This is a genomic window from Bradyrhizobium sp. 197, from assembly GCF_023073375.1.
GTDB lineage: Bacteria > Pseudomonadota > Alphaproteobacteria > Rhizobiales > Xanthobacteraceae > Bradyrhizobium.
In genome coordinates this window covers 81,022-97,451 of record NZ_JADPJJ010000007.1, presented here as the reverse complement: position 1 = coordinate 97,451, position 16,430 = coordinate 81,022, and the positions used below count along the sequence as shown (strand labels likewise).

Here is a 16,430-nt window from a genome sequence, read left to right as displayed (position 1 = left end):
GCGTTGTCTTGGCGTTGACGCCATCAACCCAGCCCTCCATGTTGCGCCCATGACCAGAACGACGCTCGATCTCACCGGGTTGAAATGCCCGCTGCCCGCTCTGAAGACGCGCAAGGCGTTGAAACCCTTGCAGCCGGGCGATCAGCTCGAGGTGTACTGCACGGATCCCTTGTCGGTGATCGACATCCCGAACCTGATCCGCGAGACCGGCGGCACGGTGGAGATCACCGAGCGCAACGACACGCGCGTCGTGTTTTTGATAGAGAAGGCCGATAGGCCGATAGAAAAAATCAATGGTGCGCCGCCCACTTAGCCAGCGGTCACTCGGTTGATACCTACCTTTTGTCTATCGACATCGCTCATCACTTCTGCCCCAATCGACTTCCTCCGCCGAGACGCGGAGGTCGAGTCTTGCCCGCGATACGCGGAGCAACGGGACATCGCATGAAGCCTGAACGCGGCGTAGGGCATAGATCTCGGGGTTGAGGGGTTAACGTTTGGATGTGCGTGACAATCCTGGCGCGCATCGTGTGATTGTGCGGAGCAGCAGGGACAGGCTGCACCGCAATGGGCTGAGGAACAGGATCTAGCGGCGGGCCGCTCAGAAGGGCGTCCGCAGGGGAGGAACGCATGACGACAATCGAGAGCGCTGGAACGATTTCAGGCGCCGGCGCAGGTTTTCTTGATCGCGAGCGCACGATCGCCAAGGCCGGGTTCAATCGCTGGCTGGTGCCCCCGGCTGCGCTGTGCATCCATCTCTGCATCGGCATGGCCTACGGCTTCTCGGTGTTCTGGCTGCCGCTGTCGCGCGCGATCGGCATCACGGCGCCGAAAGCCTGTCCGGATATGTCGCTGTGGCAGGAGCTCTTCACCACCAGTTGCGACTGGAAGGTCGCAAGCCTCGGCTGGATGTTCACCCTGTTCTTCGTCGTGCTCGGCGTTGCCGCTGCTGTCTGGGGCGGCTGGCTCGAACGGGCTGGTCCGCGCAAGGCCGGTTTCGTCGCGGCGATCTGCTGGTGCGGCGGCCTGTTCCTCGGTGCGATCGGAATCTACACCCACCAGCTCTGGCTGATGTGGCTGGGGTCCGGCGTGATCGGCGGCATCGGCCTTGGCCTCGGCTACATCTCGCCTGTGTCCACGCTGATCAAATGGTTTCCCGATCGCCGCGGCATGGCGACCGGCATGGCGATCATGGGTTTCGGCGGCGGCGCCATGATCGGCGCACCGTTTGCCAACATCCTGATCAACTACTTCAAGACACCGACCGATGTCGGCGTGTGGAAGTCCTTCCTCGTGATGGGCATCGTCTATTTCGTCTTCATGACAATCGGCGCTTTCGCCTACCGCGTGACGCCGGCCGGCTGGAAGCCTGACGGCTGGACGCCGCCGAGCGAGAAGAAAACAATGATCTCCGAGCATCACGTCCATCTCGACAACGCGCACAAGACGCCGCAGTTCTGGCTGATCTGGTGGGTGCTGTGCCTGAACGTGTCGGCCGGCATCGGCGTGATCGGCATGGCCTCTCCGATGCTGCAGGAGATCTTCGCCGGCAAGCTGATCGGCCATCCGGAGCTCGCCTTTGGTCAGCTCTCGGTCGAGCAGAAGACTGTCATCGCGGGCATCGCGGCGGGCTTCGCGGGCCTGCTGTCACTGTTCAACATCGGCGGCCGCTTCGTCTGGGCGTCGTTGTCTGACTATATCGGCCGCAAAAATACGTATTACACGTTCTTTATCCTCGGCATCGTGCTCTACGCACTGGCGCCGACGTTTGCGGCGATGGGCTCGAAGATGCTGTTCGTGCTCGGCTTCGGCATCATCCTGTCGATGTATGGCGGCGGCTTCTCCACGGTGCCGGCCTATCTGGCCGATATGTTCGGCACTCAGTTCGTCGGCGCGATCCACGGCCGGCTGCTGACGGCGTGGTCCACCGCGGGCATCATCGGCCCCGTTGTCGTGAACTACATCCGCGAGTTCCAGCTCGCAGCGGGCGTGCCGCGTGACCAGCTCTACAACACGACCATGTACATTCTCTGTGCGATGCTGATCGCCGGCATCATCTGCAACTACCTGATCAAGCCGGTCGACTCGAAATGGTACATGAGCGAAGCCGAAGTCGCGAAGCTGCAGGCGGCGGGCGCCGGCGCCAATACGGTTCAGACGGGCTCGTTCGGGATCGGAACCGGCGGCCTCGATATCAAGGCTGCAATGTTCTGGCTGTTCGTCGGCGTTCCGCTGGCGTGGGGCGTGTACAAGACGCTCGAGAGCGCGGTTAAGATCCTGTAATCGCAAACCCACATCGTCGCGGGATGCTGACTGCTCAGCATCCCGCGATGCTCGTCTTTCAAGTCAAGAATGGGATCTAGGGGGATTCTTTATGCTCAGCACTCGTATCTGCCTTGCCGCCATGCTGCTGGCCGCAAGCCTTCATACCGCGTCCGCGCAAACCGCCACGACGCCTGCCACCGCGGCACCGGCCGCGACGACCACCGCCAAGCCGCCTGGCAAGATCAAGCTCAGCATGCAGAAGCTGAAAGACATGAAGGCGAAATGGGCAGCCAACAAGCCAAAGCTCAAGGCCTGCCGCGCCGAGGTAAAGTCCAAGGGCCTCGCTGGCGACGACCGTTGGTTCTACATCGAAGAGTGCATGAGCAAGACCTGAGATCGGGTTCCGCCTGGCGCTTGGGTAAAGGGGCATGGCGGGTGACCGCCTGCCTCCTAAATCATTCTAGGGACGCTCTAAATTGTCTTGCATCTGGCATACCAGAGATTAGAGTTGCGTCGAATTTGGCTTGGTCAGCGGGAACTGGTTTCGCTGATCGAGTCGGAAATGAAGGCGGATCGCATTGGCGATCTGGCCTAAACTCATCGCGCATTTGAGGAGAACGCGACGTCTCCATGAGCAGCAACGACGACGTTCACAAGGTTCGCGAGTTCGAACATCCCGGCCAGGGACGGAAGCGCGCTAAATCCACGCCCAAGGGACGGCAGGTCGATCCCACCGCGTCCCATGAGATCGAGCAGCTGCTCGGCGACAAGCCGCGGCGGCGCGACCTGTTGATCGAATATCTGCATCTGATCCAGGACGAGTATCGCCAGATCTCGGCCGCGCATCTCGCCGCGCTCGCCGACGAGATGAAGCTCGCGTTCGCCGAGGTGTTCGAGACCGCAACGTTCTACGCGCATTTCGACGTGGTGAAGGAAGGCGAGCCTGACATCCCGCCGCTGACGATCCGCGTCTGCGATTCGCTGACCTGCGCGATGCTCGGGGCCGAGAAGCTGCTCGCCGATTTGCAAGACGCGTCGGGTCCCGGCATCCGCGTGGTGCGTGCGCCCTGCGTCGGCCGTTGTGACACCGCACCGGCCGCGGAAGTCGGCCACAACTTCGTCGATCACGCGACCGTCGCCAATGTCATGGCGGCCGCGAAGGCCGGCGACACCCACGCGCATCTGCCCAAATATATCGGCTACGAGGCCTATGTTGCGGACGGCGGCTACAAGCTGCTCAACCGCTTGCGCTCGGGCGAACTGCCGACAGACGATCTGTTGAAGGCGCTCGACGACGCCTCGTTGCGCGGTCTCGGCGGCGCCGGCTTCCCGACGGGACGCAAATGGCGCGCAGTCCTCGGCGAGCCCGGCCCGCGACTGATGGCGATCAACGGCGACGAGGGCGAGCCCGGCACGTTCAAGGACCGCTTCTATCTCGAAAGCGATCCGCATCGCTTCCTCGAGGGCATGCTGATCGGCGCGCATGTGGTGCAGGCCTCGGATATCTACATCTACCTGCGCGACGAATATCCGGCATCGCGCGAGATCATCGAGCGCGAGATCGCAAAGCTCCCGCCGGGCGGCCCGACGCTGCACATTCGCCGCGGCGCCGGCGCCTATATCTGCGGTGAGGAATCCTCGCTGCTAGAAAGCATCGAGGGCAAGCGCGGCCTGCCCAGGCACAAACCGCCGTACCCGTTCCAGGTCGGCCTGTTCGGCCTGCCGACGCTGATCAACAACATCGAGACGTTGTGGTGGGTGCGCGACATCGTCGAGAAGGGCGCCGACTGGTGGAAGGGCAACGGTCGCCATGAGCGGCACGGCCTGCGCAGCTTCTCGGTGTCGGGCCGCGTCAAGAACCCCGGCATGAAGCTCGCGCCTGCTGGCATCACCGTGCGCGAGCTGATCGACGAATATTGCGGCGGCATGGCCGACGGCCATCAGTTCTACGCATACCTGCCGGGCGGTGCGTCCGGCGGCATCCTGCCGGCGGCGATGGACGACATCCCGCTCGACTTCGGCACGCTTGAAAAATACGGCTGCTTCATCGGCTCGGCCGCGATCGTGATCCTGTCGCAAAAGGACAGCGTGCGCGCGGCCGCGTTGAACCTCATGAAATTCTTCGAGGACGAGAGCTGCGGCCAGTGTACGCCGTGCCGCGTCGGAACCCAGAAGGCCGTGCAGCTGATGCAGAAACCGGTCTGGAACCGCGCCCTTCTGGAAGAATTGAGCCAGGCGATGCGCGATGCTTCGATCTGCGGTCTCGGTCAGGCGGCATCGAATCCGCTGTCCACCGTGATCAAATATTTCCCTGACGAGTTCAAGGAAGCGGCCGAATGACGAAGATTACGTTCGAGCTCGACGGCAAGCAGGTCGAGGCCAACGCCGGCGAGACGATCTGGCAGGTCGCGAAACGCGGGGGTCGCGAGATTCCGCATCTGTGCTATACGCCGGCACCGGATTATCGCCCCGACGGCAATTGTCGCGCCTGCATGGTCGAGATCGAGGGCGAGCGCGTGCTTGCGGCGTCCTGCAAGCGCACGCCATCGGTCGGCATGAAGGTGAAGACCGAGAGCGCGCGCGCGGTTTCCGCGCAAAGAATGGTCATGGAGCTGCTGGTCGCCGATCAGCCGGCGCGCGAGACCTCGCACGATCCGGAGTCCAAATTCTGGCACTGGGCCGAGGCCACCGGCGTCACCGAAAGCCGCTTCCCCGCCGCCGAGCGTTGGGCGACCGATGCCAGCCATCCGGCGATGCGCGTCAATCTCGATGCCTGCATCCAGTGCGGCCTGTGCGTGCGTGCCTGCCGCGAGGTCCAGGTCAACGACGTCATCGGCATGGCCTATCGCAACCATGGTTCGAAAATCGTCTTCGACTTCGACGATCCCATGGGCGAGTCCACTTGCGTCGCCTGCGGCGAATGCGTGCAGGTCTGTCCGACCGGGGCACTGATGCCGGCCGTAATGCTGGACGAGAAGCAGACCCGCGTCACCTATGCGGACAAGAAAGTGGATTCGCTCTGCCCGTTCTGCGGCGTCGGCTGCCAGGTGACCTATGAGGTCAAGGACGAGAAGGTGATCTATGCCGAGGGCCGCGACGGCCCGGCCAACCGCAACCGTCTTTGCGTCAAGGGCCGCTTCGGCTTCGACTACATCCACCATCCGCATCGGCTGACCAAGCCGCTGGTGCGGTTGCCGAACGCGAAGAAGGATTCCAACGACCAGGTTGATCCGGCCAATCCCTTCACGCATTTCCGCGAAGCGAGCTGGGAAGAAGCGCTCGACATCGCGGCCAAGGGTCTCGTCAAGATCCGCGACGAGAAGGGCGTAAAGGCGCTGGCCGGCTTCGGTTCGGCGAAGGGCTCGAACGAGGAGGCCTATCTGTTCCAGAAGCTGGTGCGCACCGGCTTCGGTTCGAACAATGTCGACCATTGCACGCGTCTGTGCCACGCCTCGTCGGTCGCGGCGCTGTTCGAAGGCCTGAGCTCTGGCGCGGTGTCGGCGCCGTTCTCGGCGGCGATGGACGCCGAGGTGATCATCGTGATCGGCGCCAATCCGACTGTGAATCATCCGGTCGCCGCAACCTTCATCAAGAATGCGGTCAAGCAGAATGGCGCAAAGCTGATCGTCATGGACCCGCGCCGGCAGTCGCTGTCGCGCCATGCGACCAAGCATTTGCAGTTCAAGCCGGGCTCCGACGTCGCCATGCTGAACGCGATGATCCACACGATCATCACCGAGGGGCTGACCGACGACCAATACATCGCCGGCTACACTGAGGGTTTTGAGGACCTCAAGGAGAAGATCAAGGAGTTCACGCCGGAGAAGATGGAGGCGATCTGCGGCATCTCTGCGCAGACCCTGCGTGAGGTCGCGCGAACCTATGCGCGAGCGAAATCGTCGATCATCTTCTGGGGCATGGGCATCAGCCAGCATGTCCACGGCACCGACAATGCGCGTTGCCTGATTGCGCTGGCGCTGATCACCGGCCAGGTCGGCCGCCCCGGCACCGGCCTGCATCCGTTGCGCGGTCAGAACAACGTGCAGGGTGCCTCCGACGCCGGTCTGATCCCGATGTTCCTGCCGGATTATCAGCCGGTCGATCGTGACGATCTGCGCGTGAATTTCGAGAAGGTCTGGCAGAAGGAGATCGATCCCGTCCGTGGCCTGACCGTGGTCGAGATCATGAACGCGGTCCATGCCGGCGAGATCACGGGCATGTATATCGAGGGCGAGAACCCCGCGATGTCCGATCCGGATCTCCAGCATGCGCGCGGAGCACTCGCGATGCTCGATCATCTCGTCGTGCAGGATCTCTTCGTCACGGAGACCGCTTTCCACGCCGACGTCATCCTGCCGGCCTCGGCCTTCGCGGAGAAGGACGGCTCCTTCACCAACACCGATCGCCGCGTGCAGCTCGCGCGCCAGGTGATCAAGCCGCCGGGCGATGCGCGGCAGGATCTCTGGATCATCCAGGAGATCGGCAAGCGCATGGGCCTGCCCTGGAATTACGCCGGTCCCGGCGACGTCTACACCGAGATGGCGGAGCTGATGCCGTCGCTCAAGAACATCAGCTGGGAACGGCTGGTGCGTGAAGGTGCCGTCACCTATCCGGCGGACGATCCGAACAAGCCCGGCAACGAGATCATCTTCACCACGGGCTTCCCGACCGCGAGCGGCCGCGGCAAGATCGTGCCGGCCAAGGTGATCCCGCCGGACGAGCTTCCCGACGCGGAATACCCGATGGTGCTCTCGACCGGCCGTGTGCTCGAGCATTGGCACACCGGCTCGATGACCCGCCGCGCGCAGGTGCTCGACCAGATCGAGCCCGAGGCTGTGGCCTTCATGTCGCCGAAGGACATGCACAGGAAGAAGCTTGCGCCCGGCGATTTCATTCGGCTCGAGACCCGCCGCGGCGCGGTCGAGGTCAAGGTCCGCTCGGACCGCGACGTTCCCGAGAACATGGTCTTCATGCCGTTCTGCTACGCGGAAGCGGCAGCGAATTTGTTGACCAACCCGGCGCTCGATCCGTTCGGCAAGATCCCGGAGTTCAAGTTCTGCGCGGCCAGGGCCGAGCGCGCGGAAATGCGCGACGCGGCGGAGTAAAGCTCCGCCGCGTGTGCGGCGCCTCTGCGTACCCGCACCGTCATTGCGAACGTCGCGAAGTAGGCCAGGATCTTTCCCCGGAACGCTCGGGATTGCTTCGTCGCTTCGCTCCTCGCAATGACGGTGGTAAGCATGATCTATGTCCAAAATCACCCCAGCCACGCGCGCGCTTGAAACCGCCGGCATTGCCTTCACCGTCCACACCTACGACTACGATCCCGATGCCGAGCGCATCGGACTCCAGGCCGCATCGGCGCTCGGCGAGGACCCCGCGCGCGTCCTGAAGACGCTGATGGCGCTGGTCGACGGCAAGCCGGTCTGTGTCATCGTCCCGTCCGACCGCGAAGTCTCGATGAAGAAGCTCGCCGCGGCTGCGAGCGGCAAGTCGGCGCAAATGATGAAGTCGCTCGAAGCCGAGCGAGTCACCAGCTTCAAGGTCGGTGGCATCAGCCCGTTCGGGCAGCGGAAGCCCGTGCGCACCGTGATCGAGCAGAGTGCGCTCGTGCATGATCAGGTTTACATCAATGGCGGTCAGCGCGGATTGCAAGTGCGGCTCAAACCGGATGATGCGCGGGTCGTGTTGAAGGCGGTCGTCGCGGATGTGGTAGCCTGAGCGTCTCGCCGCTACTGCTTTTGCAAAAGCTTCAGCCGGCAGCGCAGCGCTTCGCGGATATGTGCGCGCGCGAGCTGCTCCGACTTATCGCCGTTGCGAGCCGCGATGGCGTCGATGATGGCCTGGTGCTCGCCGTGGCTGGTCGAGGGGCGGCCCGATACGGAGAAGGTGGTGGGACCGAGCAGTGCGATCCAGTCCTGCAATTCGCCTGACGCGTTGTCGAGATAGCGGTTGCGCGCTGCGCGGCAGATCGCCTCGTGGAACGCGCGGTTCAGCCTTGCCATTTCTCCTGCCATCTCGGCGGCGTCGGCCGCAGACGCTTCGACAAAAGCCTGTTCGATATCCCTGAGCGCGTCGACCTCGGTCGCTGAGGCGTGCTCCGCGGCCAGGCGCGCGGCGGCGCCTTCCATGATCTCGCGCATGGCATAGAGTTCGAGCACCTCGGAGATGTCGAGGTTGCGCACGATGAGGCCGCGGCCGCCGGCGGGTTCGACGAACCCGCGCGCCGCGAGCCGGCCCAGAGCCTCCCGCACCGGCGTGCGGCTGACCTTCAGCCGCTTGGCGACCTCCTCTTCGCGCAGGCGGTCGCCGGCGCGGTAGCTGCCGGCCTGCAGCGCCTCGCAGAGCGAGCGGAACACCGCTTCGCCCAGCGCGACACCGCCGCCGCGCGCGATCGATCCGCCTGCCTTTGCCGGGCGTCTGGCCATGTTTTCCCTCGCGGCGCATCCTGCCCATGCAGAGATGCCGCTTGCAACGCTGATGTATATCTTTGTATACAAAGGTACGCAATGGCGGCCGGGATTGACCGAGGCGGCCGGCGGGCAGAATGTCTCTAACTTCGTCGGCATCGGGCAGACGGCATGAGCAGTAAATACGACGTGCTGGTGATCGGCGGCGGCAATGCGGCGCTGTGTGCGGCGATCAGCGCCCGGCGTGGCGGCGCCTCCGTCCTCGTGCTGGAGGGCGCGCCAAAGTTCTATCGCGGCGGCAACACCCGCCATACCCGCAACATGCGCTGCGCCCATGACGCCGCCACCGACATCCTGACCGGCCCCTACACCGAGGAAGAGTTCTGGGAGGATCTGCTGCGCGTCACCGGCGGGCAAACCGACGAGGTGCTCGCCCGTCACATGATCCGGGAATCCAAGGACATTTTGAACTGGATCGTGGAGCAGGGCGTGCGCTGGCAGCCCTCGCTTGGCGGCACGCTGAGCCTCGGCCGCACCAACTCCTTCTTCCTCGGTGGCGGCCGCGCGATGCTCAACGCGCTCTATCTCACTGCCGAGCGGCTCGGCGTCGAGGTCGAATACGACGCCGAGGTCACCGACCTCATGATCGAGGACGGCATGTTTCTCGCCGCGCGCCTCAAGCGGCCGATTAATGGCGAGACCGAGATCCGCGCGACGGCACTGGTCGCCGCGGCCGGCGGGTTCGAGGCCAACATCGAATGGCTGAAGCAATATTGGGGCGAGGCCGCCGACAATTTCCTGATCCGCGGCACGCCCTATAATCGTGGTTCGATCCTGAAGATGCTGCTCGACAAAGGCGTGCAGGAGGTCGGCGACCCCACGCAGTGCCATGCGGTCGCGATCGACGCCCGCGCGCCGAAGTTCGACGGCGGCATCATCACGCGTCACGACTCGGTCGTATTCGGCATCGTCGTCAACAAGCACGCCCAGCGTTTCTACGACGAGGGCGAGGACATCTGGCCGAAGCGCTACGCTATCTGGGGCCGGCTGGTCGCGGCGCAGCCGGACCAGATCGCCTACATCATTTTCGATTCGACCGTCGTCACCTCATTCATGCCGACACTGTTCCCGCCAATCGCCGGGCAGACCGTGGCTGAGCTCGCCGGCAAGCTCGAGCTCGATCCAGCTGCGCTGGACAAGACCATCACGGAGTTCAATGCCGCGGTGCGGCCCGGCACCTTCGACCATACTGTTCTGGACGATTGCCGCACCGAAGGCATCATACCGCAGAAGACGCATTGGGCGCGGCGGATCGAGACGCCGCCTTATCTCGCTTATCCGGTGCGGCCCGGCATAACCTTCACCTATCTCGGCACGCGCGTGACCAGGGAGGCGCGGATGCTTATGTCTGACGGCAAGCCGTCGGCCAACATGTTCGCAGCCGGTGAGATCATGGCCGGCAACGTGCTCGGCAAGGGCTATGCCGCCGGCATGGGCATGACCATCGGCAGCGTGTTCGGGCGGATCGCAGGACGGGAAGCGGCGAAACATGCACGGAACTAGGATTCTCGACGAAGCCGTCCGCCTGATGACGGTCTGCAATTCCTGCCGCTACTGCGAGGGACTGTGCGCGGTGTTTCCCGCCATGGAAATGCGCCGTGCCTTCTCCGACGGCGACCTCAATTATCTCGCCAATCTCTGCCATTCCTGCGGCGCCTGCTACGTCGACTGCCAGTTCTCGCCGCCGCATGAATTCAACGTCAACGTCCCGCAGACGCTGGCGATCGCGCGCGCCGAATCCTATGCCGCCTATGCCTGGCCACAGGCGCTGTCCGGTGCGTTCGCGCGCAACGGCCTCGTCATCAGTGTCATCGCCGCGCTCAGCATGGCCGCCTTCATTCTCGGCTTCGCCGTCCTGAACGACCGCAGCGTGCTGTTCGGCGTGCACACCGGTCCCGGCGCGTTCTACAGACTGATGCCGCACAATGCGATGGCCGCATTATTCAGCGCCGCCTTCCTCTATGCGATCCTCGCGCTGGTCATGAGCGTGCGTGCGTTCTGGCGCGACATCGGCACGCCGATCGGCGGCCGTGCCGATGGGGGCTCGATCTTCCAGGCGATCCGCGATGCAGGCGAGCTGCGCTATCTCCACGGCGGCGGCGTCGGCTGCTACAACGAGGACGAGAAGCCGACCGACTGGCGCAAACTGTATCATCACCTGACTTTCTACGGTTTCCTGCTCTGCTTCGCCGCGACGTCGGTGGCTACGCTCTATCATTATTTGTGGGGACGCGAGGCTCCGTATCCGTGGTGGGATCTGCCGGTCGTGCTTGGTACGCTTGGCGGCATCGGTCTCATCATCGGGCCGATCGGCCTGTTCGCGGCCAAGATGCGGCGCGATCCGGCGTTGCTCGACGAGCAGCGCTACGGCATGGATGTCGGTTTCATCGCCATGTTGTTCCTGACCGGCTTCACCGGCATGCTGCTTCTGCTCCTGCGCGAGACCGCCGCCATGGGGCCGCTGCTTGCGCTGCATTTGGGCGCAGTGTTCGCGCTGTTCATCACCATGCCCTATGGCAAGTTCGTGCACGGCATCTATCGCTTTGCGGCACTGGTGCGCTATGCGCAGGAGCGGCGCAGCGAAGCCGGTTCTTGAGATTCAGACGGTGCGGAAGCGGCCGTCGCGCAGGAAGGCAATGGTCTGTTCGATCGCAGCGGCGTGACGCGGAAGCCCGGCATGGGACGCCTTGACGACGACATGGTCGGCCATTCCGACCACCATCGCGCTTTGCACTGAGACCCGTCCGTCATTCGGCTTCGGCAGAACGAAGAGACCCGCGGCGGGATCGATGAAGCGGTTTCCCGCGATCACGCCGACGGGATAGTCCACGGCGGGCAGGGCGTCAGACCCGGTCGCAGCCGTGGTGGTGAGCTCGAGCCCGGCGGGGCCGTAGAATGCACGGTAGAGCCGAGATCCACGCAGGAGATCGGCGACTTCGCTACCGCCGTTTGGCGTACCCAGCATTTGCGGCGGCTGGCGTAGTCGATGTTCAGCGTCGCGAACCCGGTCGTCTGGAGCGCCCGTTCAAGTCGTTTCAGGGATGCCGAGGTTCGCGCGATGCCGTGAAGCAGAACCACTCCCGGGCATCGCGCCTCGCCTGATTGAGGCGCCTCGTGCATCTCTCTACGCCACCTCGCGCTCCGGCGCGGATGCCTGCTCGCGGGCCATCGTCGTTGCGGTGACGTAGTCGGTCTTGCCGGTGCCGAGCAGCGGCACTTTGTCGACCACCAAGATCGCCGCGGGAACGGTCAGCTCGGACGCGCTGATCGCCTTTGCCTGACCCAGCATCGCGCTACGCTCGGCACCCTTCTCCGTCGTTAGCAGCACGATGCGCTCGCCCTTGCGCGGATCCGGGATCGACACGGCAACCGATGCGGCCTGCGGCCACAGCGTCGTCGCGATGCTCTCGACCGCTGACAGCGAGACCATTTCGCCCGCGATCTTGGCAAAGCGCTTGGCGCGGCCATTGATGGTGATGAAGCCGGCGGCGTCGATCGCCACGATGTCGCCGGTGTCGTGCCAGCCCTCGGCGAGCGGTTCGAGCACGCCGGGATTTTCGGCCCGCAAGTATCCAAGCATCACGTTCGGTCCGCGCACCGAGAGGCGTCCACCTTCCTCGATGCCGGGGACTGGCTCGAGGCGGCTTTCCATCAGCGGCGACAGGCGGCCGACGGTGCCGGGGCGATTGGCCATCGGCGTGTTCATCGCCAGCACCGGCGCGGTCTCGGTGACTCCATAGCCTTCGAGGATGCGGATGCCGTACCGCTCCATGAACACCTGGCGTGTCCGATCCTTGACCGCTTCGGCGCCGGCGATCACCAGGCGCAGCGTACGGAAGTCGTAGGCATGCGCCGAGCGCGCGTAGCCGGTGAGGAACGTGTCGGTGCCGAACAGGATCGTGGCGCCGGTCTGGTAGATCAGCTCGGGCACGATCCGATAGTGCAGCGGCGAGGGGTACATGTAGATCGGAATGCCCGCGAGCAGCGGCATCATCATTCCGCCGGTCAGTCCGAAGGAGTGGAACACCGGCAGCACGTTGAACACCTTGTCATTGGCGTTGGCATCGACCCGCGCCAGCGCCTGCGCGGCGTTGGCAAGAATATTGCGGTGGGACAGCACCACGCCCTTGGGCGTGCCTTCCGAGCCCGATGTGAACAGCACGACGGCTGGATCATTCGCCTGGCGCGTGACGCGCGGCGCGGTGCCGGCGAGCAGGCCCTTGATCTTGTCGGCCGTGCCGATCGAGGCGCGGACATCCTCGAGATAGACGACGCGGACTTCCGCGGAGATCGCCGCCATCAGCTTGTCGAGCTTGCCCTTCTCGATGAAGGCCTTCGACGTCAGCACCGTCTTGACCTGCGCGGCCTTCATGGCGGCGAGCACGTTGACCGGGCCCGCGGAGAAGTTGAGCATCGCCGGCACCCGGCCGATGTTTTGCAGCGCCATGAAGACGACGGCGACGCCTGCGGAATTCGGCAGCAGCACGCCGACATTCTCACCGACGGCGGTGCCGCTCTCCAGCTTCCGGCTCAAGACCTGCGCGCCCAGGATCAGCTTGCGATAGGTCAGCCTGGTGCCGAGCGCGTCCTCGACGATGACCTTGCCGGTGTCGCGGTCGCGATAGGCATGCCCAAGCGCTTCGAACAGCGTGTGATCGAGCATGGCGTTCTTCACCATGGCGTCAATCATCACGTCCTGAAGCGCTGCGCCCGCAGCGTTGCGGCGCGCCTTGCCCTTCAGCGACGGATCGACCGGAAGCTTGACCGGCGGCAGGATGGTGACGGTCACCCGCGGAAACCACGAGCGCTTGATCTGGCTGCCGTTGAGATAGCTGAGATGCGAGCGTTGCGCGCCTTCGATGCGGATCGGGACGACGACCGCATCGGCCTTGTCCGCGATCATCGCGGTGCCGTCATAGACCTTCATCAGCGACCCGGAGACGGTGATGCGTCCCTCCGGGAAAATCACGACCGGCTCGCCGGCGGCGACAAGCCTGATCAGGTCGCGCGCGGCCAGCGGCTTGCTGGGGTCCATGGTGTAGTGCTTGACCACGCGCAGGAACGGCTTGGCCCACCAGGCCTTGGAGATGCCGGTATCGACCGCGAAGCTCGCGTCGATCGGCAGCACGGCGTGCAGCAGCGGGCCGTCGATCAGGCTGACATGGTTGGGCGCGATCAGCATGCGCGTGCCGGCGGGCGGCAGATTCTCGAGCCCACGGACTTCCGTGCGGAACAGTGCGCGGAACAGCAGCCCACCGAAATCGCGCACGCCTTCCTTGCCCCACTTCGTCAGCACGAACCAGACTGCGCCGAAGCTTGCGATGCCGAGGCCGAAGAAGATCCAGCCGACATGCAATCCGGCCGCCTGCAGCAGCGCGACGAACAGCGAGCCCGCTACCATGAAAGCGGCCTGCAGCACATTGCCGGCGGCGATGATGCGGGCACGCTCGGACGCTGCCGACCAGGCCTGGACGGCAGCGAAGGACGGCACGACGAACAGCCCCCCGCCGAATGCGAAGGCGACGAAGTCGATCAACATGCGCAGGCCGGCGAACGACGTCGCGAAGTCGACCGCGGCGATGTCCTGACCCTTGCTGGTCGCGCCGATCGCCCAGGCGAGATCGAGGCCGGCAAACCCCATGATGATGGCGCCGATCGGCACCAGCGCGAGGTTCGGGCGAACGTGGCTCAGGCTAGCGGCGAACAGCGAGCCGATGGCAATGCCGATTGCGAAGACCGCGAGACACAGCGTTACCACGCCCTCGGTGCCACCGACGACGTCCTTGACCAGCGCCGGCAGCAGCGAGAGCACGATGGCGCCCACCAGCCAGAACCAGGAGACGATCACGGTGCCGTCCCACAGCCGGTGGTCGGCGCGCAGCGTCTTCAACAGGCCGAGCGTCGAGGTCCAGGGATTGGCGTTGACGGACAGATCGGGTGCAGAGGGCGTTGTTGCCGGAATGCGGGAGGCGACGGCCCAGGACAGCAGGGCCAGCACGACCACGGCCGAAGCGACCCAGCCCATATGCGCGGAGCCGGCCACGAACTGGCCGCCGGCGACGGTGCCGAGCAGGATCGCCATGAAGGTCGCGCCTTCGACCAGCGCGTTGCCCGTCGCGAGCTCGCCGAGCGCGAGCTGGTCCGGCAGCATCGAATATTTCACGGGGCCGAACAGGGCGGCGATGACGCCAAACAGTGCGAGCGCTGCGAACAGCAGCGGCACTGAATGCAGCAAGAAGCCGGCGGCGGCAAAGCCCGCAGCGAAGATCTCGGCGAATTTGAGCCGCCTCGCGACGACGGATTTGACGTATTTGTCGGCGAGCTGCCCGCCGAGCCCGGACAGAATGAAATAGGGGAAGATGAAGACGGCGCCCGCGACCGTCACTAGCGCATCTCCGTTGGCGGTCGCGACACTGTAAAGCAGGATGATGACGAGTGCGTTCTTGAGCACGTTGTCATTCAGCGCCGAGAAGAATTGCGCCCAGAACAGGGGCGCAAAGCGGCGTGACGACATCAAATCCCTGATCATGACTAGTCCTGTTTTGGAAACGCTGTCTGAGGTTGTTTCATTGTCGGTTGGGCGTCGGGACCGGAGGAGACGCGACGGGTAATTGCGGGTTGACGACGATCGTCCCGGCCTGCGCTGCGCCTTGGCCTTCCGATCCTGTTGGTCTCCGCGTGGTGACGTTTGGTTCGCAAATGGTTTGGTCGCGGCCCTATCAAGCTCCGGCAGGGAGGCGTGCCGGCGGCGCCCGCCTCAGGTGAGGTGGGCGAGGCGGCGAAAGGGCGAGAAGCGGCCGAACAGGCTGAAGCGGCGGCCCTCATCACGGGCACGCGCGCGGTTGGCCCGCCACATCCGGAAGGTCGCGCGGCGCTCGGTCAGGACGCCGGCGATGTCGCAGGCATTTGCGATGCGATCGATGGGCGCCATCGCGAACCGCAGGAGCGCCCGGCCAATTCCGGCAACGAGAGCGGTGGCGTCATCAATGAAGGTGGAGGCGATATCAACAGCGAGGGTTTGCATTTTGCAGGTCTCCGAGATAGCGTGAACATTGTTCAAATGAGTACCCTGAAAATGAACAATGTTCAAGACGAATCGCTACGAGATCAAAAAAAAAGTCGCCGACGGTTTCAGATCCTGGAGATCGCCCGTCGTATTATTGCGACTAAGGGTTTGAGATCACTAAAGGTTCGGGATGTTGCCGAAGCCGCCGGCTGCTCGATCGGAAGTGTCTATAACGAGTTCGGCGACTTCGACGGGGTCATTTTGACCGTGAATCGGGAGACCGTTCAGGCGCTGACCGTACGCCTTGGCGGAGTTCCGGCCGCAGATCCCGTTCGCCAGCTCTATGGGCTTGCCGCGACCTATCTCGAGTTCTTCGCGGAGCACGCCAACCTGCTGCGCGCGCTGTTCGAGCATCGGATGGAGGACGATCATCCTTACCCCGATGACATCCTTCAGCTGGTGATGGACGCGTTCGCGCTGATGCATCCACCCCTGGTGCGGCTGCTTCCGAATGCAGACGACGTGCAGATCGCGTTGCTGTCACGCACCCTGTTTTCCGCCGTGCACGGGATCATCTCGCTTGGCCTGGAAGAGCGCATGGTGGCCGTGCCGCCGCAGATGCTGCGCCAGCAGGTCGAACAGTTCCTCGACGCACATCTCGCCGGTCTCGGGATTTTGCCCGTACGCTGACG

General features: G+C 64.2%; 12 protein-coding genes and 1 pseudogene. 10 read left to right on the top strand and 3 right to left on the bottom strand.

Annotated elements, in window-relative coordinates:
* The first annotated feature begins 49 nt into the window (after positions 1–49).
* The 6 genes from IVB27_RS02290 (at position 50) to ybaK (ending at position 7,983) form a co-directional block, all read left to right on the top strand.
* A complete protein-coding gene (locus IVB27_RS02290) occupies positions 50–313 on the top strand; it encodes a sulfurtransferase TusA family protein (protein ID WP_247441085.1) in 264 nt (87 codons plus the stop codon).
* A gap of 317 nt (positions 314–630) precedes the next feature.
* Positions 631–2,283 (top strand): OFA family MFS transporter, encoded by a 1,653-nt coding sequence (locus tag IVB27_RS02285; protein WP_247441083.1) that lies wholly within the window; start codon positions 631–633, stop codon positions 2,281–2,283.
* A 91-nt stretch (positions 2,284–2,374) separates the two neighbouring features.
* The gene (locus IVB27_RS02280) at positions 2,375–2,659 is read left to right on the top strand and encodes a hypothetical protein (RefSeq protein WP_247441081.1); all 285 of its coding nucleotides are present in this window, start codon (positions 2,375–2,377) and stop codon (positions 2,657–2,659) included.
* Positions 2,660–2,895: 236 nt separating this feature from the next.
* Entirely contained in the window at positions 2,896–4,605 is a 1,710-nt protein-coding gene (locus IVB27_RS02275) for an NADH-ubiquinone oxidoreductase-F iron-sulfur binding region domain-containing protein (RefSeq protein ID WP_247441078.1), read from the top strand.
* Positions 4,602–7,370 carry a formate dehydrogenase subunit alpha gene (gene fdhF / locus IVB27_RS02270; protein ID WP_247441077.1) on the top strand — a complete coding sequence of 923 codons (2,769 nt, stop codon included), beginning with the start codon at positions 4,602–4,604 and terminating at the stop codon, positions 7,368–7,370. The genes IVB27_RS02275 and fdhF overlap by 4 nt, the downstream gene beginning before the upstream one ends.
* 139 nt (positions 7,371–7,509) lie before the next feature.
* The gene (gene ybaK / locus IVB27_RS02265) at positions 7,510–7,983 is read left to right on the top strand and encodes a Cys-tRNA(Pro) deacylase (protein WP_247441075.1); all 474 of its coding nucleotides are present in this window, start codon (positions 7,510–7,512) and stop codon (positions 7,981–7,983) included.
* Between the two features lie 11 nt (positions 7,984–7,994).
* On the opposite strand, the gene IVB27_RS02260 is transcribed toward ybaK, so the two are convergent.
* Positions 7,995–8,690 (bottom strand): GntR family transcriptional regulator, encoded by a 696-nt coding sequence (locus IVB27_RS02260; RefSeq protein WP_247441073.1) that lies wholly within the window; start codon positions 8,688–8,690, stop codon positions 7,995–7,997.
* Here IVB27_RS02260 and IVB27_RS02255 point away from each other — a divergent pair.
* The 3 genes from IVB27_RS02255 to tcuB are packed head-to-tail and all read left to right on the top strand — an operon-like array spanning position 8,689 to position 11,328.
* Positions 8,689–8,847, top strand: a complete 159-nt coding sequence (locus IVB27_RS02255) for a hypothetical protein (RefSeq protein ID WP_247441071.1) — start codon at positions 8,689–8,691, stop codon at positions 8,845–8,847. The genes IVB27_RS02260 and IVB27_RS02255 overlap by 2 nt on opposite strands.
* Positions 8,844–10,235: an FAD-dependent tricarballylate dehydrogenase TcuA gene (gene tcuA / locus IVB27_RS02250; RefSeq protein ID WP_247441069.1), complete on the top strand. Its 1,392-nt coding sequence runs from the start codon at positions 8,844–8,846 to the stop codon at positions 10,233–10,235. Before IVB27_RS02255 ends, tcuA begins: the two co-directional genes overlap by 4 nt.
* Positions 10,222–11,328, top strand: a complete 1,107-nt coding sequence (gene tcuB / locus IVB27_RS02245; RefSeq protein WP_247441067.1) for a tricarballylate utilization 4Fe-4S protein TcuB — start codon at positions 10,222–10,224, stop codon at positions 11,326–11,328. Before tcuA ends, tcuB begins: the two co-directional genes overlap by 14 nt.
* A gap of 3 nt (positions 11,329–11,331) precedes the next feature.
* Here the strand turns inward: tcuB and IVB27_RS02240 are convergent.
* A pseudogene (locus IVB27_RS02240) lies at positions 11,332–11,852 on the bottom strand (alpha/beta hydrolase).
* 4 nt (positions 11,853–11,856) lie between these two features.
* Positions 11,857–15,261 carry an acyl-[ACP]--phospholipid O-acyltransferase gene (locus tag IVB27_RS02235; protein WP_247441066.1) on the bottom strand — a complete coding sequence of 1,135 codons (3,405 nt, stop codon included), beginning with the start codon at positions 15,259–15,261 and terminating at the stop codon, positions 11,857–11,859.
* Positions 15,262–15,807: 546 nt separating this feature from the next.
* Between IVB27_RS02235 and IVB27_RS02230 the strand changes: the two genes are divergently transcribed.
* Entirely contained in the window at positions 15,808–16,428 is a 621-nt protein-coding gene (locus tag IVB27_RS02230; protein ID WP_247441182.1) for a TetR/AcrR family transcriptional regulator, read from the top strand.
* The last annotated feature ends 2 nt before the right edge of the window (positions 16,429–16,430 follow it).